Source organism: Acinetobacter sp. NIPH 298, assembly GCF_000369505.1.
GTDB lineage: Bacteria > Pseudomonadota > Gammaproteobacteria > Pseudomonadales > Moraxellaceae > Acinetobacter.
Genome location: NZ_KB850054.1, coordinates 147,287 through 168,906 on the forward strand (window position 1 = coordinate 147,287; position 21,620 = coordinate 168,906).

20 protein-coding genes, 2 tRNA genes and 1 pseudogene are annotated in these 21,620 nt (G+C 42.5%); 18 read left to right on the top strand and 5 right to left on the bottom strand.

Annotated features, from left to right (window positions below; translation table 11 throughout):
- Nucleotides 1–33 precede the first annotated feature (33 nt).
- On the top strand, nucleotides 34–1,458 hold the full coding sequence (locus tag F903_RS03075; RefSeq protein WP_171065198.1) for an amino acid permease: 1,425 nt from the start codon (nucleotides 34–36) through the stop codon (nucleotides 1,456–1,458).
- Between the two features lie 73 nt (nucleotides 1,459–1,531).
- Here the strand turns inward: F903_RS03075 and F903_RS03080 are convergent, their stop codons facing one another.
- Entirely contained in the window at nucleotides 1,532–2,413 is an 882-nt protein-coding gene (locus F903_RS03080; protein ID WP_004668017.1) for a LysR family transcriptional regulator, read from the bottom strand.
- A 166-nt stretch (nucleotides 2,414–2,579) separates the two neighbouring features.
- On the opposite strand from F903_RS03080, the gene F903_RS03085 reads away from it, so the two are divergent.
- The 8 genes from F903_RS03085 (at nucleotide 2,580) to F903_RS03120 (ending at nucleotide 11,839) form a co-directional block, all read left to right on the top strand.
- The gene (locus F903_RS03085; protein WP_005194541.1) at nucleotides 2,580–4,097 is read left to right on the top strand and encodes a CoA-acylating methylmalonate-semialdehyde dehydrogenase; all 1,518 of its coding nucleotides are present in this window, start codon (nucleotides 2,580–2,582) and stop codon (nucleotides 4,095–4,097) included.
- Nucleotides 4,098–4,110: 13 nt separating this feature from the next.
- Entirely contained in the window at nucleotides 4,111–5,001 is an 891-nt protein-coding gene (mmsB, locus tag F903_RS03090) for a 3-hydroxyisobutyrate dehydrogenase (RefSeq protein WP_005194544.1), read from the top strand.
- A 90-nt stretch (nucleotides 5,002–5,091) separates the two neighbouring features.
- On the top strand, nucleotides 5,092–6,741 hold the full coding sequence (locus F903_RS03095; RefSeq protein ID WP_005194546.1) for an AMP-binding protein: 1,650 nt from the start codon (nucleotides 5,092–5,094) through the stop codon (nucleotides 6,739–6,741).
- A gap of 11 nt (nucleotides 6,742–6,752) precedes the next feature.
- On the top strand, nucleotides 6,753–7,880 hold the full coding sequence (locus F903_RS03100; RefSeq protein ID WP_005194547.1) for an acyl-CoA dehydrogenase family protein: 1,128 nt from the start codon (nucleotides 6,753–6,755) through the stop codon (nucleotides 7,878–7,880).
- Nucleotides 7,881–7,901: 21 nt separating this feature from the next.
- Nucleotides 7,902–8,675, top strand: a complete 774-nt coding sequence (locus tag F903_RS03105; protein WP_005194548.1) for an enoyl-CoA hydratase — start codon at nucleotides 7,902–7,904, stop codon at nucleotides 8,673–8,675.
- Between the two features lie 12 nt (nucleotides 8,676–8,687).
- Complete coding sequence (locus F903_RS03110; protein WP_005194549.1) at nucleotides 8,688–9,713, top strand: enoyl-CoA hydratase/isomerase family protein; 1,026 nt, start codon at nucleotides 8,688–8,690, stop codon at nucleotides 9,711–9,713.
- A 122-nt stretch (nucleotides 9,714–9,835) separates the two neighbouring features.
- Nucleotides 9,836–11,197, top strand: coding sequence for an MFS transporter (locus F903_RS03115; RefSeq protein ID WP_005194550.1), 1,362 nt, complete (start codon nucleotides 9,836–9,838; stop codon nucleotides 11,195–11,197).
- Nucleotides 11,198–11,380: 183 nt separating this feature from the next.
- On the top strand, nucleotides 11,381–11,839 hold the full coding sequence (locus F903_RS03120; protein ID WP_005194551.1) for a GNAT family N-acetyltransferase: 459 nt from the start codon (nucleotides 11,381–11,383) through the stop codon (nucleotides 11,837–11,839).
- A gap of 48 nt (nucleotides 11,840–11,887) precedes the next feature.
- Here F903_RS03120 and F903_RS03125 read toward each other — a convergent pair.
- Together F903_RS03125 and F903_RS03130 are read right to left on the bottom strand one after the other, a co-directional pair.
- Nucleotides 11,888–11,963, bottom strand: a tRNA-Gly gene (locus F903_RS03125).
- Between the two features lie 41 nt (nucleotides 11,964–12,004).
- Nucleotides 12,005–12,077, bottom strand: a tRNA-Gly gene (locus tag F903_RS03130).
- Between the two features lie 189 nt (nucleotides 12,078–12,266).
- On the opposite strand from F903_RS03130, the gene F903_RS03135 reads away from it, so the two are divergent.
- The 5 genes from F903_RS03135 (at nucleotide 12,267) to F903_RS03155 (ending at nucleotide 15,102) form a co-directional block, all read left to right on the top strand.
- The gene (locus tag F903_RS03135; protein ID WP_004668077.1) at nucleotides 12,267–12,575 is read left to right on the top strand and encodes a BolA family protein; all 309 of its coding nucleotides are present in this window, start codon (nucleotides 12,267–12,269) and stop codon (nucleotides 12,573–12,575) included.
- A 9-nt stretch (nucleotides 12,576–12,584) separates the two neighbouring features.
- Nucleotides 12,585–12,977, top strand: a complete 393-nt coding sequence (locus F903_RS03140; RefSeq protein WP_005194552.1) for a SirB2 family protein — start codon at nucleotides 12,585–12,587, stop codon at nucleotides 12,975–12,977.
- Between the two features lie 81 nt (nucleotides 12,978–13,058).
- On the top strand, nucleotides 13,059–13,901 hold the full coding sequence (locus tag F903_RS03145) for a ParA family protein (protein WP_005194554.1): 843 nt from the start codon (nucleotides 13,059–13,061) through the stop codon (nucleotides 13,899–13,901).
- Nucleotides 13,902–13,910: 9 nt separating this feature from the next.
- Complete coding sequence (locus F903_RS03150) at nucleotides 13,911–14,303, top strand: hypothetical protein (RefSeq protein ID WP_004668081.1); 393 nt, start codon at nucleotides 13,911–13,913, stop codon at nucleotides 14,301–14,303.
- A gap of 208 nt (nucleotides 14,304–14,511) precedes the next feature.
- Nucleotides 14,512–15,102 (top strand): LysE family translocator, encoded by a 591-nt coding sequence (locus F903_RS03155; protein WP_004668082.1) that lies wholly within the window; start codon nucleotides 14,512–14,514, stop codon nucleotides 15,100–15,102.
- Nucleotides 15,103–15,124: 22 nt separating this feature from the next.
- Here the strand turns inward: F903_RS03155 and F903_RS03160 are convergent, their stop codons facing one another.
- Nucleotides 15,125–15,760, bottom strand: coding sequence for a DedA family protein (locus F903_RS03160; protein ID WP_005194556.1), 636 nt, complete (start codon nucleotides 15,758–15,760; stop codon nucleotides 15,125–15,127).
- A gap of 234 nt (nucleotides 15,761–15,994) precedes the next feature.
- Between F903_RS03160 and F903_RS03165 the strand changes: the two genes are divergently transcribed.
- Both F903_RS03165 and F903_RS03170 read left to right on the top strand, forming a co-directional pair.
- The gene (locus F903_RS03165) at nucleotides 15,995–16,417 is read left to right on the top strand and encodes a DoxX family protein (RefSeq protein ID WP_005194558.1); all 423 of its coding nucleotides are present in this window, start codon (nucleotides 15,995–15,997) and stop codon (nucleotides 16,415–16,417) included.
- 131 nt (nucleotides 16,418–16,548) lie between these two features.
- Nucleotides 16,549–16,917: a NirD/YgiW/YdeI family stress tolerance protein gene (locus F903_RS03170; RefSeq protein ID WP_005194560.1), complete on the top strand. Its 369-nt coding sequence runs from the start codon at nucleotides 16,549–16,551 to the stop codon at nucleotides 16,915–16,917.
- 52 nt (nucleotides 16,918–16,969) lie between these two features.
- Here the strand turns inward: F903_RS03170 and F903_RS03175 are convergent, their stop codons facing one another.
- Nucleotides 16,970–18,196 (bottom strand): DUF445 family protein, encoded by a 1,227-nt coding sequence (locus F903_RS03175; protein ID WP_171065199.1) that lies wholly within the window; start codon nucleotides 18,194–18,196, stop codon nucleotides 16,970–16,972.
- 459 nt (nucleotides 18,197–18,655) lie between these two features.
- Between F903_RS03175 and guaA the strand changes: the two genes are divergently transcribed.
- Nucleotides 18,656–20,224, top strand: a complete 1,569-nt coding sequence (gene guaA / locus F903_RS03180) for a glutamine-hydrolyzing GMP synthase (protein WP_034594860.1) — start codon at nucleotides 18,656–18,658, stop codon at nucleotides 20,222–20,224.
- A gap of 209 nt (nucleotides 20,225–20,433) precedes the next feature.
- Nucleotides 20,434–21,350, top strand: a pseudogene (locus F903_RS03185) (restriction endonuclease).
- Nucleotides 21,351–21,620 lie beyond the last annotated feature (270 nt).

Consider the following 21,620-nt stretch of genomic DNA (forward strand, 5'->3'; position numbering starts at 1 on the left):
GGAATAAGAAAAAGGGAACTTTTTATGACGGTTATGCAACAGCATTCAGAAGATCAACACGCACCGAACGATTTACAACGCAAGCTTTCCAATCGTCATTTACAAATGATTGCCATTGGCGGTGCGATCGGCACTGGACTATTTATGGGTTCAGGCAAAACCATTTCTCTGGCAGGTCCCTCGATTCTTTTTATTTACATCATCATCGGGACGATGTTCTTTTTTCTGATGCGTGGACTTGGTGAGTTATTGCTTGCCAATTTACAGTATAAATCTTTCGTAGATATGGCACATGATCTGATTGGACCATGGGCAGGGTATTACATCGGTTGGACCTATTGGCTCGGTTGGGTGCTGGTTGGGATTGCAGATCTAGCTGCGGTGATCAATTATCTGGGTTTCTGGCTGCCAGATGGGGTGTCATTCACCCCAATGGGTCAGGCTTTGATTAGTGCGGGTTGTGTGCTGTTTGTACTGGGTCTTAACTTGCTGACCGTACGCTTATTTGGTGAGATCGAATTTTGGTTTGCCTTGATTAAGATTCTCGCGATTATCGGCTTGATTGGTGTCGGCGGTTATATGATTTTTAGTCATTTCCAAGCGCCTGAAGGTGCTGTGGCATCGTTAAGCAATGTCTGGTCACATGGTGGTATGTTCCCCAAAGGTTTGGATGGCTTTTTAGCGGGTTTCCAAATTGCGGTGTTTGCCTTTGTTGGGGTGGAGCTGGTTGGTACTACTGCGGCTGAAACCAAAGATCCACATAAGAATCTCCCGAAAGCGATTAATGCGATTCCGATTCGGATCATCTTGTTCTATGTCTTGGCATTATTGGTGGTGATGGCGGTCACGCCGTGGGACAGTATTCGTGCGGATAAAAGTCCATTTGTTGAGTTGTTCATGAATGCAGGGATCGTCACCTCTGCGATTATTATGAATTTAGTAGTGCTGTCTTCGGTGATGTCATCCATGAACAGTGGCGTGTTCTCGACTAGTCGGATGTTGTTTGGTTTATCTAAAGATGGCCAAGCGCCTGCGGCATTGGGGCGACTGTCGAAAAAAGCCGTACCTGCCAATGGCTTATTTTTCTCTTGTGTTTTTATCATGGGTGGGGCGGTGTTACAGTACTTTGTACCGAATACGCTAGAAGCCTTTACTTTGGCGAGCGCGCTGTGTGTGATTTTATTTATCAGTGTTTGGAGCCTGATTATGGTGTGCTATATCCGCTACCGTAAGTTGCGCCCTGAGTTACACCTACAGTCGAGTTTTAAAATGCCGGGCGGGGTTTGGATGTCTTATCTGGTGATTGCATTCTTGCTGTTTGCCTTGGTGATCTTGGCACTTGAACCAGATACATTAAAAGCACTTTATGTCAGTCCAGTCTGGTTGCTAATTTTAGCTGTGACCTATCAGTTCGTGTACAAACCACGGATGCGAAAACTGCAACGAGAGTTGGCATAATTTAGGTATCAAACGATAGCTAAAAGAGCTGATCCTAAAGGATTGGCTCTTTTTTTATCTGCCATTTAAATCGTTAATCAATGAGCAAATGTTGATATTGATCAGCTTGTTTACGCAAATAATCCCAAACCAGTTTAATCCGTGGTTCATGCTGTAAATCAACAAAAGTCAGCATCCAGAAGGTATGGTTAAAGCGAACCTGTTGCTCTAAAACTTCTTCAAGCTCAGCTTTGTCGTCTGCCAAAAATTTGGGTAAAATCGCCAACCCTGCACCTGCACTCACCGCAATCTGTTGCGCCAAAATACTGCTGCTGCGAAAGTTCGCATTCAGTTTTAAGGGTAAGCGTTCTAGGCAATACAATTCAGGGCTATACACCAGATCATCAATGTAATTCACAAAACGATGTTGGGTTAAATCCTCCAGCCTACGGATCGGTGGGTTTTGCGACAGATAATTTTTGCTGCCATAAATTTTTAAACAGTAATCTGATAAGCGCGTGATGATATAAGGGCCAGAGGTCGGGCGCTCAATCGATACCACGATATCGGCTTCACGATGTGAAAGCTTAATCATTTTCGGTACAGGAATGAGGTCAATGGTCAGTAACGGATATCGAATCGAAAACTCTGCCAATAAACGTGCAAGAAATGCCGTACCAAAGCCTTCAGGTGTGCCAATTCGCACACGACCTTGCAAGGGCTGATGTGGTTTTTCGATTTGTAAGAAGGCTTGTTCCATTTGTTCAACCTGCGGAACAAGCGCCAAACCCTCAAAGGTCAGTTCATATCCAGTGGCTTCACGTTTAAAGAGTGTCGTGCCTAAAGCCTGTTCCAAAGCCTGAATACGCCGTGCCACGGTACTGTGTTCGACACCAATAATACGTGCAGCACTGGTCAAGGTCTTGGTCCGTGCCAGAACCAAAAAAAATTGCAGATGATCCCAATCCACTTTCATTGTTATTGTATCCCTTGTGCATATTTGCACACCAATCGTGCATTAATTTGCGTTGGTGGTCAAAGATTTGTTTGTTAGTCTCAACCAATGGTTAAAAAAAGAAAATACGACGAATCGCTATTTTCGAACATCTGAACACAATAAAAATAGTGCCTATGGAGAGGTTATGAATACAATCCAAAAAATCGAATTGGAAACCGCTAAATTACTCATTAACGGACAATTCATCGAATCTGAAACACAGCAATGGCAAGACATCGTCAATCCTGCAACTCAGGAGGTAATTGGTCGTGTGCCTTTTGCGACGATTCAGGAAGTGGATGCTGCCATTCAAGCTGCACAAGATGCTTTTCCCACTTGGCGTCTAACCCCGATTCAGACACGTATGCGCATCATGCTCAAGTTGCAAGATTTGATTCGTGCCAACATGAAAGAAATTGCACAGGTACTTACCGCTGAACAGGGTAAAACTTTAGCGGATGCTGAAGGTGATATTCAACGTGGCTTAGAAGTGGTTGAGCATGCGTGTTCCGTCGGTACACTGCAAATGGGTGAGTACATCGAAGGTGTGGCACGTGGGGTTGATACTTATACCTTACAACAACCGTTAGGTGTTTGTGCAGGTATTACCCCATTTAACTTCCCAGCCATGATTCCATTGTGGATGTTCCCAATGGCAATCGTCTGCGGCAATACCTTTGTATTGAAACCCTCTGAACAAGATCCTTTAAGCACCATGATGTTGGTTGAACTTGCGCTTCAAGCCGGTGTACCTGCTGGTGTGTTGAATGTGGTTCATGGCGGCAAAGAAGTGGTGGATCGTCTATGCACGCATCATCATATTAAAGCGATTTCCTTTGTCGGTTCGACCGCAGTGGGTACCCATGTGTATAACCTCGCAGGACAACATGGCAAACGTGTGCAATCGATGATGGGCGCGAAAAACCATGTCGTAGTCATGCCAGATGCCAATAAAGAACAAACCCTCAATGCCTTGGTTGGCGCGGCTTTCGGTGCAGCAGGACAGCGTTGTATGGCGTTATCGGTTGCGGTGATGGTCGGTGAGAGCAAGCAATGGGTTCAAGAGCTGGTTGAAAAAGCCAAAACTTTAACTGTGAATGCGGGGCATGAGCCGAATACAGACATTGGTCCTGTGATTTCTCAACGCGCCAAAGCACGCGTGATTGACTTGATTAATAGCGGTGTCGAGCAAGGTGCAGCGCTATTACTTGATGGCCGTGATGTGCAGGTCAAAGGTTATGAATCAGGTAATTTTGTTGGTGCGACCATTTTTAATGGCGTGACCACTGATATGCGCATTTATAAAGAAGAAATCTTTGGACCAGTGCTCGCAATTATTGCTGTAGACACTTTAGAAGAAGCGATTGCGCTGATCAATGCCAATCCATTTGGCAACGGTGTTGGACTCTTCACTCAAAGCGGTGCGACAGCACGTACTTTCCAAAACTTGATTGATATTGGTCAGGTCGGGATTAATATTCCAATCCCTGTACCAGTACCATTCTTTAGCTTTACAGGTTCGCGTGGTTCAAAACTGGGTGATTTGGGACCATACGGCAAGCAGGCCGTGCAGTTCTATACCCAAACCAAAACCATTACCAGTCGTTGGTTTGAAGATAGCCACGAAGTGGGCGGTGTAAATACCACCATTAGTTTACGTTAAGGGGGAATCAGGGATGAATATCGCCTTTATCGGTCTTGGAAATATGGGCGGCAGAATGGCCCATAACCTGCTCAAAGCAGGTCTTACAGTCTATGGTTATGACCTCAGCGAGGTGGCGAACCAGCACTTTGCTGAAGCAGGTGGTGTGGTCTGCGACAGTCCACAAGCAGCAGCGCAACAAGCGGATGTGGTGATCACCATGTTACCAGCAGCCAAGCATGTCAAAGAGGTTTATCTCGGTGAAGCGGGCGTTTTGGAAGTCTTGAAAGCAGGGGCATTGTGTATTGATAGCAGTACCATTGATCCACAGACCATCAAAGATATCGCAGCACTTGCACAAAGTAAAAATATTCACATCTGTGATGCGCCTGTGTCGGGTGGCACTATTGGTGCGCAAGCGGGCACCCTCACTTTTATGGTGGGTGCCAATGATCAGACTTTTGAGGAAGTCAAACCTGTACTCAGCCACATGGGTAAAAATGTCATCCATTGTGGCGAGGTCGGTGCAGGGCAAATTGCCAAGATTTGCAATAACTTAATTCTCGGGATCTCGATGGCTGCTGTGGCAGAGGGCATGGCGTTGGGTGCGAAACTTGGCATTGATCCGCAAGCATTAGCTGGTGTGGTGAATACCTCAAGTGGTCGTTGCTGGAGCTCAGAGATCTGTAACCCGTGGCCACATATCAATGAGAATGCGCCTGCCTCTCGTGGCTATCAAGATGGTTTCGCCACACAGTTGATGCTGAAAGATTTAGGTCTCGCAGTCGAAGCGGCAGGGCAGGTTAAACAGCCGATTTTGTTGGGTGGCATGGTGCAACAGCTATATCAGCAAATGTGTATGCGTGGTAATGCCCACCTTGATTTCTCCAGCATTATCCAGCAGTACCTTCCAGAAGAAGTCTAAGTACCAAGCTATAAGCATGAAGCCATAGGATGGCTTTGAATCATGAAACTCTGTCATGAATAACTACAAATCCAGACTGAGGGAATAGAGATGTTAAATTATAAAGATGTGGCACAAGCTTTTGATTTAGAAAATACGGCTCAACACATGTTGTCAGGTTCGGTGGATGCACTGAATGCGTGCTTTGAGTGTTGTGACCGACATGTAGACGGTGAAAAAGTGGCTTTGTATTGGCAAGGCAAAGATGGACGCAAGCAACAATACACCTTTGCTCAATTACAACAGTGGTCCAGTCAATTTGCCAACTTTTTAAAATCACAAGGTGTACAAGCAGGCGATCGTATTTCAGGTTTATTACCACGAACGCCCGAACTGATCGTGACGATTTTAGCCGCATGGCGAATTGGTGCCGTATATCAACCACTGTTTACGGCTTTTGGCCCTAAAGCGATTGAACATCGTATACAACTTGCACAAAGTAAGTTGGTGGTGACCGATGTGGGCAACCGTAGCAAGCTGGATGAGATTGAGCAATGTCCTGCGATTGTGACGGTTGCTGATACAAAAGGCACAGCGCTGAAAGCGGGTGATTTTAATTTTTGGAATGAGCTGAATCAGCAGTCTGATCAATGTGAATTGGTCATGCGTACGATCCAAGACCCGTTCTTATTGATGTTTACTTCAGGCACAACTGGACCTGCCAAACCGCTCGAGGTGCCACTAAAAGCCTTGATTGCATTTGGTCGCTATATGCAAGATGCGATTGGTTTAACTGAAGAGGATGCCTTTTGGAATATTGCCGATCCGGGTTGGGCCTATGGTTTGTACTACGCCATTATTGGACCGTTATTCTTGGGTCATGCCACTTTGTTTTATGAAGGTGCTTTTAGCACCGACAGCCTGTGTCAAATCGTCAAAGATTATCAGATCACCAACTTAGCAGGTGCACCAACCGCCTATCGTATGATGATGGCGGCCGATCCAGCACAAATGGCAGTGTTAAAAGGTCAGTTCCGTGTGGTCAGTAGTGCAGGTGAGCCGCTCAATCCAGAAGTGATTCGATGGTTTAAACAGGTACTTGATGCACCGATTTATGATCATTACGGACAAACTGAAGTGGGTATGGTGGTGTGTAACCATCACGGCTTAAGCCATGAAATACGTGCAGGCGCAGCAGGTTTTCCAAGTCCGGGTTATCGGGTTGCCGTGGTGAATGAACAAGGTGAAGAACTCCCATCAGACACCGCAGGAATTTTGGCGGTGGATATCAGCCAATCACCGATGATGTGGTTTGGTGGCTACAAGGAAAGTCGTAAATCGCCTTTTGTCGGTCATTACTATTTGACGGGTGATACTGCTGAATTACATGCCGATGGGAGCATGAGTTTTGTTGGGCGAAGTGATGATGTGATCACCACATCAGGCTATCGAATAGGACCCTTTGATGTCGAAAGTGCGTTGCTCGAACATGATGCTGTGATCGAAGCCGCAGTGGTTGGTGTACCTGATCCAGATCGGACTGAATTGGTCAAAGCCTTTGTGATTTTAGCGGCAGGCGTTCAGCCTTCAAGTGTGCTGATTGAAGAATTGAGTCAATTCGTCAAAAAACGCCTTTCCGCACATGCCTATCCACGTTTAGTTGAATTTGTGACAGAACTGCCGAAAACACCAAGTGGCAAAATTCAGCGCTTTTTATTACGTAATCAGGAAATTGCGAAACAACAAGCGAAAGCAGGTTAAAGGACGAAAATATGCAGTTGACCGAAGAACAATTACTCATTCGTGATATGGCGAAAAGCTTCGCCCAAGAACAAATCAGACCGTATGCCAGTGATTGGGATCGAGACGGCACCTTTCCCAAAACCGCTTTGGCGCAAATGGGGCAGCTCGGCTTTATGGGCATGTTAGTACCAGAGCAATGGGGAGGATCTGACACGGGTAATCTCGCCTATGTACTGGCACTCGAAGAAGTTGCTGCGGCTGATGGTGCAACTTCGACCATTATGAGCGTGCACAACTCGGTGGGTTGTGTACCCATTTTAAAGTTTGGTAATGACGAGCAAAAACAACGTTTCTTAAAGCCTTTGGCGCAAGGTGAAATGATCGGTGCATTTGCCCTAACCGAACCCCATACGGGTTCGGATGCCGCAGCTATTAAAACCCGCGCGGTTAAAGATGGTGACGATTACATTCTCAATGGTGCGAAACAGTTTATTACCTCGGGTCATAATGCAGGGGTGATTATTGTGTTTGCGGTTACTGATCCGAGTGCAGGCAAAAAAGGGATCAGTGCCTTTTTAGTACCGCGCGATACGCCAGGTTATGAAGTCATTCGTGTCGAAGAGAAATTAGGCTTACATGCTTCGGATACCTGTCAGATCGCCTTGACTGATGTTCGTGTGCACAAAAGTTTGATGCTGGGCAAAGAAGGTGAAGGTCTAAAAATTGCACTCGCGAACTTGGAAGGTGGTCGTATTGGTATTGCTGCACAAGCAGTGGGTTTAGCACGAGCGGCACTAGAAGAAGCAACGCGCTATGCCAAAGAACGTCTGACTTTTGGCAAACCGATTTTTGAGCATCAAGCGATTGCCTTTCGCTTGGCCAGCATGGCCACCGAAATCGAGGCAGCACGACAGTTGGTGCACTATGCCGCACGTCTGAAAGAAGCAGGCCAACCCTGTTTGAATGAAGCATCCATGGCGAAACTGTTTGCCTCGGAAATGACGGAGCGCGTTTGCTCAAATGCGCTACAAGTCTTTGGTGGCTATGGCTATCTCAAAGATTTTCCGATTGAGCGTATCTACCGTGATGCACGAATTTGTCAGATTTATGAAGGCACCAGTGACATCCAGCGTTTAGTGATCGCACGTAGCCTATAAAACCAAAACAAGGAATGAATGATGCAGTGGCAAACTATTTTATTGGAAAAGCGTAATGGTGTTGGGTTAATTACCCTCAATCGTCCCAAAGCCTTAAATGCGCTAAACAGTGAATTGATCAGTGAGGTGAATCAAGCCCTCGATCAACTAGAAAAAGATCGTGAGATTGGGTGTATCGTGTTAGCGGGTTCTGAAAAAGCCTTTGCAGCAGGTGCAGATATTAAGGAAATGGCAGAGCTGAATTTTCCTGATATTTATTTTGATGATTTTTTCCATCTTGCAGATCGTATTGCTCAACGCCGTAAACCTTTGATTGCTGCTGTCAGTGGTTATGCTTTGGGTGGCGGTTGTGAGTTGGCTCTGATGTGTGACTTTATCTACTGCGCTGACAATGCAAAGTTCGGTTTACCTGAAGTGACTTTAGGTGTGATTCCGGGGATCGGTGGTACACAACGTTTAACCCATGCGATTGGTAAAGCCAAAGCCATGGAAATGTGCCTCACCGCACGACAAATGGGGGCAGTTGAAGCTGAGTTGAGTGGTTTAGTCGCACGTGTATTTAACAAAGAAGATCTACTCGAACAAACTTTACAAGCAGCAGAACAAATTGCGGCACGATCACTTACCGCCAATATGATGCTGAAAGAAACCATTAATCGTGCATTCGAAGTCAATTTGACCGAAGGTTTACGTTTTGAACGACGCATGTTCCATTCGATTTTTGCGACTTCGGATCAGAAAGAAGGTATGCAAGCTTTTGTTGAAAAGCGGCAGGCAAATTTTAAAAATCAATAAGAGATCAACAAAATGAACAAAGAAAATCACTTAATGATTGAGCAACAAGGTGGTCTTGGCATGATCACATTGGATCGGGTGACCCATCTCAATGCCTTGTCTCTTGAAATGATTGATGGGGTTCGAGCACAACTTGAACTTTGGCGAGATGATGTTTTTATCCAAGCGGTTTTAATCAAATCGAATAGCCCAAAAGCTTTTTGTGCAGGTGGTGATATTCGCTATCTGTATGACAGCTATAAACAGGGAACAACCGATCATCAAGGCTATTTTAGTGCCGAATATAAAATGCTAACCACCATACGTGAGTACGTAAAACCCGTCATTGTTCTGCTTGATGGTTATGTACTCGGTGGTGGTTTTGGTCTCGCACAAGCCTGTCACATTATTGTCAGTAGCGAAAAATCTCGTTTCGCGATGCCTGAAACTGCGATTGGCTTTTTCCCAGATGTTGGGGCAACGCATTTCCTTTCCAGACTGGATGATATTGGCGTGTATATGGCGATCACGGGCGAGCAAATCAGTAGCAGTGATGCCCTTTATCTTGATTTGATTGACTATCACGTACCGAGCGAGAAGTTACAAGCGCTGCAAGATGCACTGATCGATGCGTCAGATTTGAGCAAAGAACACATAGAACAAATTGTCAGCCGTTTTATTACGCGTCCTGTTGAAAGTGAATTAAAGCAATTGGCGCAAGCGATTCGTAAACATTTTGGTTTTCAACATTTGGATGAGATTGAGCAGAGCCTTGCAAATGAACAAGACGAGCAGCTACAACCGTGGGCAAACAAAATGCTCCATCTTCTGCAACAACGTTCTTTTGTCGCCAAACAAACCAGTTTAAAACTGCAACATTTAGGGCGTGGTCTTTCATTAGAGCAATGTATGCAACTTGAGCGTGATTTGCAGGATATTTGGTTTGAGCATGGCGACTTTATTGAAGGGGTACGTGCGCTGATTGTGGATAAAGACAAACAACCTCAATGGAAGAAAGCCAACCCTGAACTGGAGCAAATTTTAGAAAAACTGAGCTAAACACATTATAAAAAAAATAAAAAAGCGCACAGAAAGACAGTGAGATTTGAAATGCTTATGGTCAGGGTTGCCCATAAGCATCAAAACGCAAAAAAAAGAAGATCCAAGAAAGGAAAATTGTGATGCAAACAGCAAATGGAAACGGTTCAACCCCTAAAAAGTCGTCACATCGATTGGCAGGGATTTCTAGCATGGTCGGTACCACCATTGAGTGGTATGACTTTTTTATCTATGGCGCGGCGGCAGCGCTGATTTTTAATAAGTTATTTTTCCCAAATCTTGATCCACTGACAGGTGTGTTGGCTGCATTTGGTACTTATGCCGTTGGTTTCATTGGACGACCGTTAGGTGGTTTAGTATTTGGACATTTTGGTGACAAGATCGGTCGTAAATCCATGTTGTTACTGACCTTGATGTTAATGGGTATTCCAACGATTCTGATCGGGCTGTTACCGACTTATGAAACAATAGGTTATTGGGCTGCGGTTTGCTTGGTGATCTTACGCTTTGTTCAAGGTATGGCGATGGGTGGCGAGTGGGGCGGTGCAGTGCTCATGGCAGTTGAACATGCACCTGAAGGGAAAAAGGGTTTTTGGGGCAGTTTGCCTCAAGCCAGTACTGGTGGTGGTTTGATGCTGGCCTCAATTGCACTTGGGCTTGTGTCCTTGCTTCCTGAACCAGCATTGTTTAGTTGGGGATGGCGTATTCCTTTCCTAGCGAGCATTGTTTTACTCGGTGTGGGGTGGTATATCCGTGTCAAAGTGCCTGAATCACCTGACTTTGAAAAAGTAAAACAGCAATCCGAACAAGTCAAAGTCCCTGCATTACAAGTGTTTAAGCGTCATCCTAAACAACTCATTACCATTATCGTGGCACGTGCGGCCGAAAATGCATGGTTCTATATCGCTTCCACATTTACCTTGGCATACACCACTGCACAATTGGGGATTCCACGACAAGATATTTTATTTGCCACCATCTGTGGTGCAGCGGTGATTTTGTTTATGACACCGCTGTGTGGACATTTGTCAGATAAAGTTGGTCAGCGCAATATGTTTATGTTTGGCTTATGTGTGTTGGCACTGTTTAGCTATCCATTCTTTAGTATGTTAAACACAAAAGATCCTGTATTGGTCTGGACTGCGATTGTTTTGGCAATCGGTGTGGTTTTCCCAATTATGTACGCACCACAAGCACAACTATTTGCACGTCAGTTCCCTGCTGAAATTCGTTACAGTGGTATCTCGATCTCAGTGCAATTAGCAGGCGTATTGGGTGGGGGAATCGCACCATTAATCGCCACTAAATTATTGAGCGTCGGAGGTGGGAATCCTTATCTGATTATGATTTATATTGGCTCGATGGCGCTGGTGGCGATTGTCGCCACTACCTTTATGCCACGAGATCGAGTTTATCGAGCGGATGGTGCGTATATGCAATCAGAAGATTTAGATTTGAAAACCAAAATCACTGAACAATCATAGCGAATAGATGTATAGACAGAAAAAAGCCCTAATCTTTCGACTAGGGCTTTTTTTTGAATCTGGAGCGGGAAAGAAGACTCGAACACCCAATCTAACTTTAGCTATAGTCACGGACATAAATTATGCTAGATGATAATCTATAGAACTACCATTTATTGCTAATCGTTGTTTTGAGGTTTGAATATGATTGAAATTGCTCAACAGCAAGATGCAAAAGTAATCTTAAATGTTATCAAAAAAAGTATAGTGTCCTGCTCTCTAGATCATCAAGGTAATCAAAATGTTATTGATGAATGGTTATCAAATAAAACTGAAGAAAATATTATTAACTGGATAAACAACTCTTATTCGTATGTGTATATAAAGGACAATAAGATTGTAGGTTTTATTTTGATGTCTAAAGGTGGAGTCATCCTTCTAAATTATGTTCTGCCTGATTATCAAGGCGATGGCATAGGAAGTGCAATGATTGATTTCATCATTTCTCTTTCTCACCAACTCGATAAAATTACGCTTGAATCAACACTCACTGCGAAAAAATTTTATGAGCGTAAAAACTTTATTATTTTGGACGAGATCTACGAATACGAAAAGTTAGTCGGCTTTAAAATGCAATTAAGGCTAGCTGGCAATCTTGCTTAAAAGATAAGAAAAAAGCCCTAATCTTTCGACTAGGGCTTTTTTTGAATCTGGAGCGGGAAAGGAGACTCGAACTCCCGACCCCAACCTTGGCAAGGTTATGCTCTACCAACTGAGCTATTCCCGCTTATTGAGCAGTTTTTTCTAAAACTTACACTAAAAAATTTGAGCGGGAAAGGAGACTCGAACTCCCGACCCCAACCTTGGCAAGGTTATGCTCTACCAACTGAGCTATTCCCGCATGCCGTGTATAATACATTATGCAAAAATAGGGTCAATAATTTTATGCAAAGAAAATGATTAATTGCATAAAATAAAAGCACTTCTATGCTTTTAAAAGGCAAAAAGCGAAATTTTGTATAAGCATTTTACTCAAGGTGCGCTCATGTATACTAATGGACTATCTGAATCTGATCATACCGAGTGACTGATGAAATTAGAACAACAGTTGATTGAACGTTTACAAACCCTCGCTCCGAGCCATCTTGAAGTGATCAATGAGTCGGCAGGGCATGGCGGTTATTTTCCTGGGAAAGAATCACATTTTAAAGTGATCGTGGTCAGTGATGCGTTCCAAGGCTTACGCTTGGTACAACGCCATCAAAAAATTTATGCAGTTGCCGCTGAGCTGATGAGTCCAGGGCAGATTCATGCTTTAGCCATTCACGCCTATGTGCCAAGTGAGTGGCAAGGTCAAGCGCCCGCAAGCCCTGAATGTGCACATGCACCAAAACCTTAAGGATAGATTATGGATGCACATTTAATCACCAAGATTATTCATATGTCAGCAGTCAGTCTGTTGATTTTGGTCTTTGTCGCACGTGCTGCGACATTATTCGTGGGGACACAACAGCAACAACCTAGTCCTAAAGTACGTAAAGGTTTTGTGGGTTTACAACATTTGTCGCTGACGCTGATTATTATCACTGGCGCAATATTACTGGTGATGAATAACTTTGAAGTACAGCCTTGGTTCTATGCCAAAGTGATTCTGTTTTTTGTACTTTGGTCGTCTATGCTTAAAACGTATCGAGAGGATAACAATATTTTATTGGTGCAACGTCGTGTCGGTGTTTTGATCGGTGCAATTGCATTGGTGGGGATTCTTGGCTTGGTGATGATGAAGCCCGTATTTGGGTAATTGTCTGACATTGTTTTAGTAATTGTTGGGGCACTAGGTTAAACTGTGTGCAATTTGCAAAAAAACGTGTAGAGGGAAATCATGTTAACTCGTGTGGTATTTAACCAAAAAGGTGGTGTGGGGAAGTCAAGTATCACTGTAAATTTAGCCGCAATTAGCGCTAAACAAGGGCTTAGAACCTTGGTGATTGATCTAGATCCACAAGCAAATTCAAGCCAATACCTTTTAGGTGAAGATGCGACATATTCTGCGGACAAAGCCGCATTAGAGCCAAACATTGAAAATTTCTTTGACGATATTTTAGCGGCAACACAGCAAAAGGGCTTGATCGGCAATGCCATCGGCTCAATTCTTAAAGCGCCGCGCAGCAAAGGTTTGGACAGTTATGTTCATCGCACATCTTTTGAAAATTTGGATGTGATTCCTGCCAGCCCAAGTTTAGGTACGCTCGAGCATGCCTTAGAAAGCAAGCACAAAATTTATAAGTTACGTGATTCGATTCAGGTACTAAGTTCGCGCTATGACCGTATTTATATTGATACGCCACCTGCATTTAATTTCTTTACATTATCCGCGCTGATTTCAGCACAACGTGTGTTGATTCCATTTGATTGTGATGTATTTTCAAAACGTGCGTTACAAACTTTGATTGAAAATGTGCTCGAAACCCAAGATGATCATAATGATCGCTTGGAGATTGAAGGAATCGTGGTTAATCAATTCCAGTCTCAGGCAAAATTACCGCGCGAAGTGGTTCAACAGTTAAAAGATGAAGGTTTACCCGTTTTAGCAAGCATGTTGCCCCCATCTGTATTGATGAAAGAATCACATCAAAAGAATCTACCCTTGATTCATTTGGCATCTGAACATAAGTTGACGCTTGCTTATGTCACCTTGTTCAATGAGATTGAATCAAAGCAATAAGAGAACGTTATGAAACGCTTATATTGGATGCCTGTTTTGGCAGCGAGTATGCTATTGGGTGCTTGTGCATCAACGGTTAAACCCGCTTATGTCTCGCCAACACAATACCAAGCTTTAAACTGTCAACAACTACAAGCGGAATACAACCGTATTCAGCATTATATTGACAATGGTGTACAAACGCCGAAACGAACTGGTGTCGGAGTTGGCGTGGGACTTGGTGGTGGCTGGGGAGGCAAAAGCGGTTGGGGCTTTGGTCCATCAGTTTCTGTGAATATGGGCCAGTCGATGAATACCAAAAATACTGAGCTCGCAAAAGTTTTAGGTCAGCAAGACGCAATTGTGCAAGCAGCACAGTTTAAAGGCTGTCCAATTATTGTGAAACCACGACCGAAATCATAGTTTTTAGCGATTATTGCCGTAGTTCGCTACGGCAGTAAAAACTAAATCTTAGCAAAATGTTTCAAGTAAAAATTATAAAAATCAATAATTTGTATTTATTTCCTGTGCTATTATCTTCATCTTGTCTATTCAGGCAGTCGCTTAAAACTTGTCTATTCCCCCTAAATTCGTTTAAGGTGGCGACCACGAACAGTCATTCGGTATATATATGATAGAGAGTTGGTTTTTTGTTTTGGCAATGTTGGCGGTGTTACTTATTCCCGGTCCAACCAATGCTATGCTTGCCAGTGCAACACACCAACAAGGTGTACCTAAAACACTCGCTTTTATCCCTATAGAATGGTTAGGCTATATATATGGTGTGAGTTTATGGGCATTGTTTATCCATCTTTTTGAACCTATTTGGCCCGCGCTGGGGGTGATTCTACATGTTGGTGGTTTACTCTACGTGCTTTGGATGGCATTCCATCTTTGGAAAAGCTCTCATCTACAAAAACATTCACAACATCATCAACATATACGCAAGACACAATTGTTTATATCGACCTTAAAAAACCCAAAAACGGTGCTGTTGGCAGCAGGAATTTTTCCGCTTGAGACATGGAATTCGGTCCAAAATGCGGCTTTAGTATTTACGATTTTTACGTTGATATTGATTCCAGTTTCTATTTTCTGGATGGTCTTTGGACGTGCTTTGTTGGCGGGAAGTTTGGCTGGAATTAAAGCCGACCATTTATATAAAGGATCGGCGATGTTATTGCTGATTTGTATGCTACCGATGGTATTTCGCTTCTTTTAAACTCAAGTAGTAGCAGAGCCGGCTAGGCTTTGCGACGATTCATTCTTTGACGAATAAAACCGATAATACCCGGTAAAATACTGAGAATAATGATGCCGAAAATCAAAAAGGTGAAATTGTCTTTCACAATTGGCATGTTACCAAATAGATAACCCAACGTAATAAATGAGGAAATCCAGCAGAAAGCACCTATGACGTTGTAGGTGAGGAAGTATTTATAGTTCATGCTACCCGCACCAGCAACAAAGGGCGCAAAGGTACGTGCGAATGGAATAAATCGGGCAAATATAATGGTTTTTCCACCGTGACGTTCAAAAAACTGCTGCGTTTTAAACAAGTGCTGTTTATTGATAAAACGCGAATTAGTTTCAAATACACGTGGACCGATATAGTTACCAATATGATAATTGACGGTATCGCCTAATACGGCCGCAATAAACAGCAACACACCTAATACCCATGGATCCATGACACCTGTTGAAGCGGCAAGTGCACCGGCTGCAAAAAGTAAACTATCACCCGGCAGAAATGGCATAACCACAAAGCCAGTTTCGACAAAAATAATCAGAAACAAAATGGCATAGATCCATACGCCATAATTGGTGATAAACTCTAAAAGGTGCTCGTCAACGTGCAGAATAAAATCAATGAGTTCCATGAAAATGTTAACACTATAAATTTGAGCTAAATCCTAACAGCGCATGTGTGGAATGTCAGTATAAAAAGCAAATTAATTGGTAACTTTACTTGCGCTAACACTTAAACGGCTAGAGGAATAGAAAAAGCCTCTTTGTTTCAAATACAGAACGATGCGTGAACAAATATAGTGTTTATTGCAAAATAAAAGATACATAAACTGTTCCTATCTTAAAAAAATCAAGTGGAATAAAGCATGTTAAATCCAAATGTTGTTGTAAAAAATATCGTAACGCAGTCTGGTGTAGAAAATATCGTGGCGCTGATTGCTCGTATCTTGATGGCTTATATATTTATCATTGCTGGCTGGGGTAAACTTACCGCCTATGGCGCTACCGCAGGCTATATGGAAGCCATGGGTGTGCCTGCTGCATTGTTGCCACTGACTATTTTGGTTGAATTTGGTGGTGGTTTAGCACTGTTATTTGGTTTCCAAGCACGTTTTGCCGCATTTGGCCTAGCGATCTTTAGTATTTTGACTGCATTTCTTTTTCATGCTGCCGATGATCAAGCACAACAAATTAACTTTATGAAGAACTTGGCGATGTCAGGCGGTCTATTTTATCTGATGCTGCATGGCGCAGGTCGTTTTAGTCTTGATCATGCCATCGAAAAATAATCATCGATGCAAATAACCTTCACTTAAACCAGTGAGGGTTATTTTTTTACCTATAAATTTTACCGATGATTACAAACACAAGTCGAAATTTCTGCTTAGATCATAAGATGTTAAACACAGCGGGATTTGAAATGAAAAGAATGATGGTGAGTTGTGGGCTTTTGATTGTACTGGGATTATCTTCAAGTGCTTGGGCAGGTAAAGATGATCATGTGTTGGTACAAGAAGCCGCTAAGAATGTCGTGACAGTGAGTCAGGCAGCAAAAATGGCAGATGAAACAGGCGTTACTTTGACGGGTCAAATTACTAAACATCTCAAAAGTGATCACTATGAGTTCAAAGATGCCAGTGGTACGATTGGTGTTGAAATTGATGATGATATTTGGCGTCAAGTAGGATTAAAGGTCGGTGATCATGTACGACTCGTGGGTGAGGTGGATACTCATCGGTATAAGCCGACTGATATAGAAGTGATTAGCATTGAGAAACATCAGCACTGATTAAAAATAAAAAAAAAGGAAGCGAGCGCTTCCTTTTTTGATTGGGAAAAATTTAGAGCATAAAGAGAATTTGCATCTCGCCCACCATAAAACCAAGTACTGCACCCACGATGATCAATGACCATTCATCTTCTTTAAATGCAGGGCGTAGCATACCTTCAAACTCTTCAGGACTGAGTCGTTGCATGCGTTTGACCAGAGTATTGCGGACATCCATTGCATCTTCAGCATAAGATTCTACATAACGCATTGTTTCTGGTAGTTGTTGCAAAATACGTTCAGTTACTTCTGTTTTGATATTTTGATACTTCTCACCGCCAATCGCATAGACCACGAGAGGGCGAACCACGCCTGCTTGTAAGTCAATTTCTTGTTTGACATGTCGACTGACCAGATCAATGACTTTATCTGAGTGTGTACCTGAAAAAAGCTCTTCCATCATGTTGCGAGAAGTGAGTAACTGCTTTGAAATTAAAGCGGCGTAATCGGCTGCGACTTCATTTTGGCGCTTAATGAAAAGCCCTTGGAAGGTAAAACCCATAATTTTTTTCGGGTGCAGCGGTCTAAACATCATTTGTAAAGCAATCCAGTCACTGAAAAAGCCGACAAAACCACCAAACAAAGGGAGCATCCATGGATACTGACCTTGGGTCACTACCCAACACACCATCTGAATTACACCAATCCCGAAACCAAAAATAAAGCCGACATTACTAAAGAATTTGAATTCTTGTTTGCCGACTTTTTTAAAGATTTCGTTGAGTAAGCGTTTATCTTTAAGTAGGTTGTTGACCACCATGTGCTTAATATCGAAGTACTTAGTGACATCTTTTTGTACTTCACCCATGATATGTTCAACAATTTCAGGTGCTTTGGCTTGAACTCGCTTAATCAATCTCTGTCGTGCAAACTCTGGCATACCTTCCCACAAGCCGGGTTGATACTGTTGAGCTACTTCACGGGTAATGTCTTCTGCGGCCGCCATTAATGGTTTTTCAATTTCTTGGGCGATACGCTTAGGGTCGAGGCGAGCAAAAATTTCTTCTGGTTGAATCAGTTTAGAGGTCATCAGCTCTACGGCTGTGGTTGCCATCTTTTCTGCTTTACGGGGTACAATTCCTTGCCATCCCAGCGGCAAACCAAATAATCTAAGCCCTTTAAACTCAAGCGGCCCGAACATCATTTGAACCGCGATGACTTTGGTTATATAACCAATAAAGCCACTAATAAACGGGATGGAAATATATAACCAGAAATTCTGTTGAAAATCCGCAATCATTTCTTGAAACATTATTTTATTGGTCCTTCAAGTCCTAATTGTTGCTCTTGATAGGGCAAGCCATAGATAAAGAGTTAAATATTTGAGGATAGATGTTGATGATTCGCCTATACATGTATGTATTAGGCTTTGAGTCCCCTTTTGTAAGTTTTCCTTTTTCAAGGACATCGAAATCGCAAAAAAATAAGGAAACGATGGCGTCGATTGAATACCTTTCCATGGTAATGCAAATTTTCGCTTCATCATATTAGCACCAATTTTTGCTTTGTGTTGAGCAGAATTGGCAAGAATTGTTGATTTAGCTCTCTTTTTCGATGTTGTGCAGCAAAAATTTAATTTAAATATCAGGGGCAGTTGACGAGCAGCGTTAAAAAATAAGATAGGTGATGAATTGCGATGCGCCAAAGCATGAAAAATGTTAGAATAGGGCGCTTATTTCATTTGCTTTTATGTTTAGCTATGACGACCAATACTCAAATTACTGAAGATCGTATCCTTATCTTGGATTTCGGCTCTCAATATAGCCAGCTGATTGCACGACGTGTGCGTGAAGCAGGTGTCTACTCTGAAATGTATGCCTTCGATATGTCTGAAGAAGACATTCGTGCATTCAATCCAAACGGGATTATTTTATCAGGTGGCCCTGAAAGCGTACATCAAGAAGGTAGTCCACGTGCACCTCAAGTTGTATTTGAGCTGGGTGTGCCAGTTTTGGGTATTTGCTATGGTTTGCAAACCATGTCTGAACAACTGGGCGGAAAAGTAGAAGCCGGTACAGTTCATGAGTTTGGCTATGCTGAAGTTGATATTGTGGTACGTGATCAGTTAATTGGTCATTTGCAAGATCGTGAAAACCAACTGCATGTTTGGATGAGCCATGGCGATAAAGTCGGTGCGATTCCTGAAGGTTTCCAAGTCACAGCAAGTACGCCGAGCTGTCCATTTGCCGCAGTGAGTGATGAAACCCGCCGTTTCTATGGTGTGCAGTTCCATCCTGAAGTCACGCATACAGCAAAAGGTGCTGAGTTACTTTCAAACTTTGTGCATAAGATTTGTGGTTGCCGTGGTTTGTGGACACCTGAACACATCATTGATTTGCGTATCGAGCAATTACGTCAACAAATTGGTAATGAAAAAGTTCTGTTAGGTTTATCTGGTGGTGTCGATTCATCTGTTGTGGCTGCATTGTTGCACAAAGCGATTGGCGATCAGTTAACTTGCGTATTTGTAGACAATGGTCTGCTTCGTTTAAACGAAGGTGATCAAGTGATGCAAATGTTCGCAGAGAACATGGGGATTCGAGTCATTCGTGCCGATGCGGAACAGCGTTTCTTATCTGCATTGGCGGGTGAAGTTGATCCTGAGAAAAAACGTAAAATCATTGGTCGTGAATTTATTGCCGTCTTCGCTGAAGAAGCGCGTAAATTGGATGGCGTGAAATTCTTGGCGCAAGGTACAATTTACCCAGACGTCATTGAATCTGCAGCAAGCAAACAAGGTAAAGCACACGTCATCAAATCTCACCACAATGTGGGTGGTTTACCTGATGATTTAGAGTTTGAATTGGTTGAGCCATTACGTGACTTGTTCAAAGATGAAGTACGTAAATTGGGAACCACCATTGGTTTGCCACACAGCATGATTTATCGTCATCCATTCCCAGGTCCAGGTTTGGGCGTGCGTATCTTGGGTGAAGTCAAAAAAGAATATGCAGATATTCTGCGTCTTGCTGATGACATCTTTATGCAAGAGCTTCGTGCAAGTGGTTGGTATGACAAAACAGCTCAAGCATTCGCTGTATTCCAACCTGTAAAATCAGTCGGTGTAGTGGGTGATGGTCGCCGTTATGCATGGGTGATTGCACTTCGTGCGGTTGAAACGGTTGACTTTATGACAGCGCGTTTTGCTCATTTACCGTATGACTTGGTTGATAAAATCTCAACCCGTATCATGAATGAAATCAAAGATGTTTCACGTGTTGTGTATGATGTGTCATCTAAGCCACCAGCAACGATTGAATGGGAGTAAATTTGGGCTTTCTAAAAGCGATAGCTTTTAGCCAAATTTACGCTAAAGGCTACGCCTGCGGCAGTACGGGGGCATGAAGCAACGCTTCATGTCAGTTTTATGCTAAGAGCTATCTTCGCATCGAGATAAAATTACCTTTAAAAAAGAGCGCTTAGGTGCTCTTTTTTTGATTTATAATTTATAAAGATTAAATTTATAAGAGAAAAAGTATGGCTTTACCTAACCATCAAGAATTGATGCTACCGTTATTAAAGGTTTTAAAAAAACAAAGTCAACCGATTCAAATTAGTCATGCTGGAAAATTATTGGCTGAACAGTCAAATTTAACGGCAGAAGAATTAAGTAAGATGATTCCTAGTGGTAAAAGAACGGTTTTTTATGATCGTGTTGGCTGGGCGAAAACATATTTAGTTAAGGCAGGATTAATTTTTCAACCAGATTGGGGACTGTGTGAATTATCTGAGGAAGCTAAGAAGTTAAATTTAGAGTTATTAAATAAAATAGATAATGATTTTTTAATGCAATATGAAAGCTTTCGTAATTTTAAAATGCCGCCAAATATTAAAGGCGATAAACAAATCACCTCTATGTTAGGAAAATCTGATTTAGAAACGCCCGAAGAGTCACTTCAAAGAATAAATGAAATTTTATTATCCAGTTTGAAAGATGATTTGCTGAATCTTGTAAAAGCAAAGCATCCTTCATTTTTTGAAAGATTAGTCGTAGATTTATTGGTTGCTATGGGTTATGGCGGTTCACATCATGATGCTGCACAAGCAATTGGCAAAACAAATGATGGGGGAATTGATGGAGTTATTAGTGAAGATCGTTTGGGTTTAGACAAAATTTATATTCAGGCAAAGCGTTGGGGAAATACGGTGGGCCGCCCTGATATTCAGCAGTTTAAAGGAGCTTTGGCAGATCAAGTTGCTAAAAAAGCGTATTTATTACGACTTCAAGTTTCAGTAAGGAAGCCATTGAATCTGCAAAAAAATCTGGGATAGTCTTAATTGATGGAGATAAACTGTCTTCTTTAATGATTGAGTTCGGTTTGGGTGTACAAATAGAACGAAGATTTCATATTTATAAAATAGACCAAGATCGGTTTGATGAAGATAACTTTTAAAGACGCCAAAAGCGTCTTTTTATTATTCTTAGATTTACATAACAAAAAAAGCCCCATCCCATCACTTTAAACATGAAACCCTTTTAATTACACGCATAATCATAAATCTAAGCAACTCTACTCTCTCGTAAATATTTGTTAATAAATAATAAATCTACAAAGATGAATTTCACTCACTTTTCTATGAAACTAAATCATTTTTATTCATGTTGTGAATCGGGTATAAATCACATCATAAAGAAATTAGATTTATCACGGAAATTAGGGTGT

Coding starts and splice junctions, on each gene's coding strand:
- F903_RS03155 (WP_004668082.1), top strand. CDS start 14,512: ATGATAGAGAGTTGGTTTTTTGTTTTGGCAATGTTGGCGGTGTTACTT.
- F903_RS03175 (WP_171065199.1), bottom strand. CDS start 18,196: ATGATTGCGGATTTTCAACAGAATTTCTGGTTATATATTTCCATCCCG.
- F903_RS03085 (WP_005194541.1), top strand. CDS start 2,580: ATGAATACAATCCAAAAAATCGAATTGGAAACCGCTAAATTACTCATT.
- F903_RS03120 (WP_005194551.1), top strand. CDS start 11,381: ATGATTGAAATTGCTCAACAGCAAGATGCAAAAGTAATCTTAAATGTT.
- F903_RS03135 (WP_004668077.1), top strand. CDS start 12,267: ATGAAATTAGAACAACAGTTGATTGAACGTTTACAAACCCTCGCTCCG.
- F903_RS03095 (WP_005194546.1), top strand. CDS start 5,092: ATGTTAAATTATAAAGATGTGGCACAAGCTTTTGATTTAGAAAATACG.
- mmsB (WP_005194544.1), top strand. CDS start 4,111: ATGAATATCGCCTTTATCGGTCTTGGAAATATGGGCGGCAGAATGGCC.
- F903_RS03080 (WP_004668017.1), bottom strand. CDS start 2,413: ATGAAAGTGGATTGGGATCATCTGCAATTTTTTTTGGTTCTGGCACGG.
- F903_RS03110 (WP_005194549.1), top strand. CDS start 8,688: ATGAACAAAGAAAATCACTTAATGATTGAGCAACAAGGTGGTCTTGGC.
- F903_RS03100 (WP_005194547.1), top strand. CDS start 6,753: ATGCAGTTGACCGAAGAACAATTACTCATTCGTGATATGGCGAAAAGC.
- F903_RS03150 (WP_004668081.1), top strand. CDS start 13,911: ATGAAACGCTTATATTGGATGCCTGTTTTGGCAGCGAGTATGCTATTG.
- F903_RS03115 (WP_005194550.1), top strand. CDS start 9,836: ATGCAAACAGCAAATGGAAACGGTTCAACCCCTAAAAAGTCGTCACAT.
- F903_RS03140 (WP_005194552.1), top strand. CDS start 12,585: ATGGATGCACATTTAATCACCAAGATTATTCATATGTCAGCAGTCAGT.
- F903_RS03165 (WP_005194558.1), top strand. CDS start 15,995: ATGTTAAATCCAAATGTTGTTGTAAAAAATATCGTAACGCAGTCTGGT.
- F903_RS03145 (WP_005194554.1), top strand. CDS start 13,059: ATGTTAACTCGTGTGGTATTTAACCAAAAAGGTGGTGTGGGGAAGTCA.
- F903_RS03170 (WP_005194560.1), top strand. CDS start 16,549: ATGAAAAGAATGATGGTGAGTTGTGGGCTTTTGATTGTACTGGGATTA.
- F903_RS03075 (WP_171065198.1), top strand. CDS start 34: ATGCAACAGCATTCAGAAGATCAACACGCACCGAACGATTTACAACGC.
- F903_RS03105 (WP_005194548.1), top strand. CDS start 7,902: ATGCAGTGGCAAACTATTTTATTGGAAAAGCGTAATGGTGTTGGGTTA.
- F903_RS03160 (WP_005194556.1), bottom strand. CDS start 15,760: ATGGAACTCATTGATTTTATTCTGCACGTTGACGAGCACCTTTTAGAG.
- guaA (WP_034594860.1), top strand. CDS start 18,656: ATGACGACCAATACTCAAATTACTGAAGATCGTATCCTTATCTTGGAT.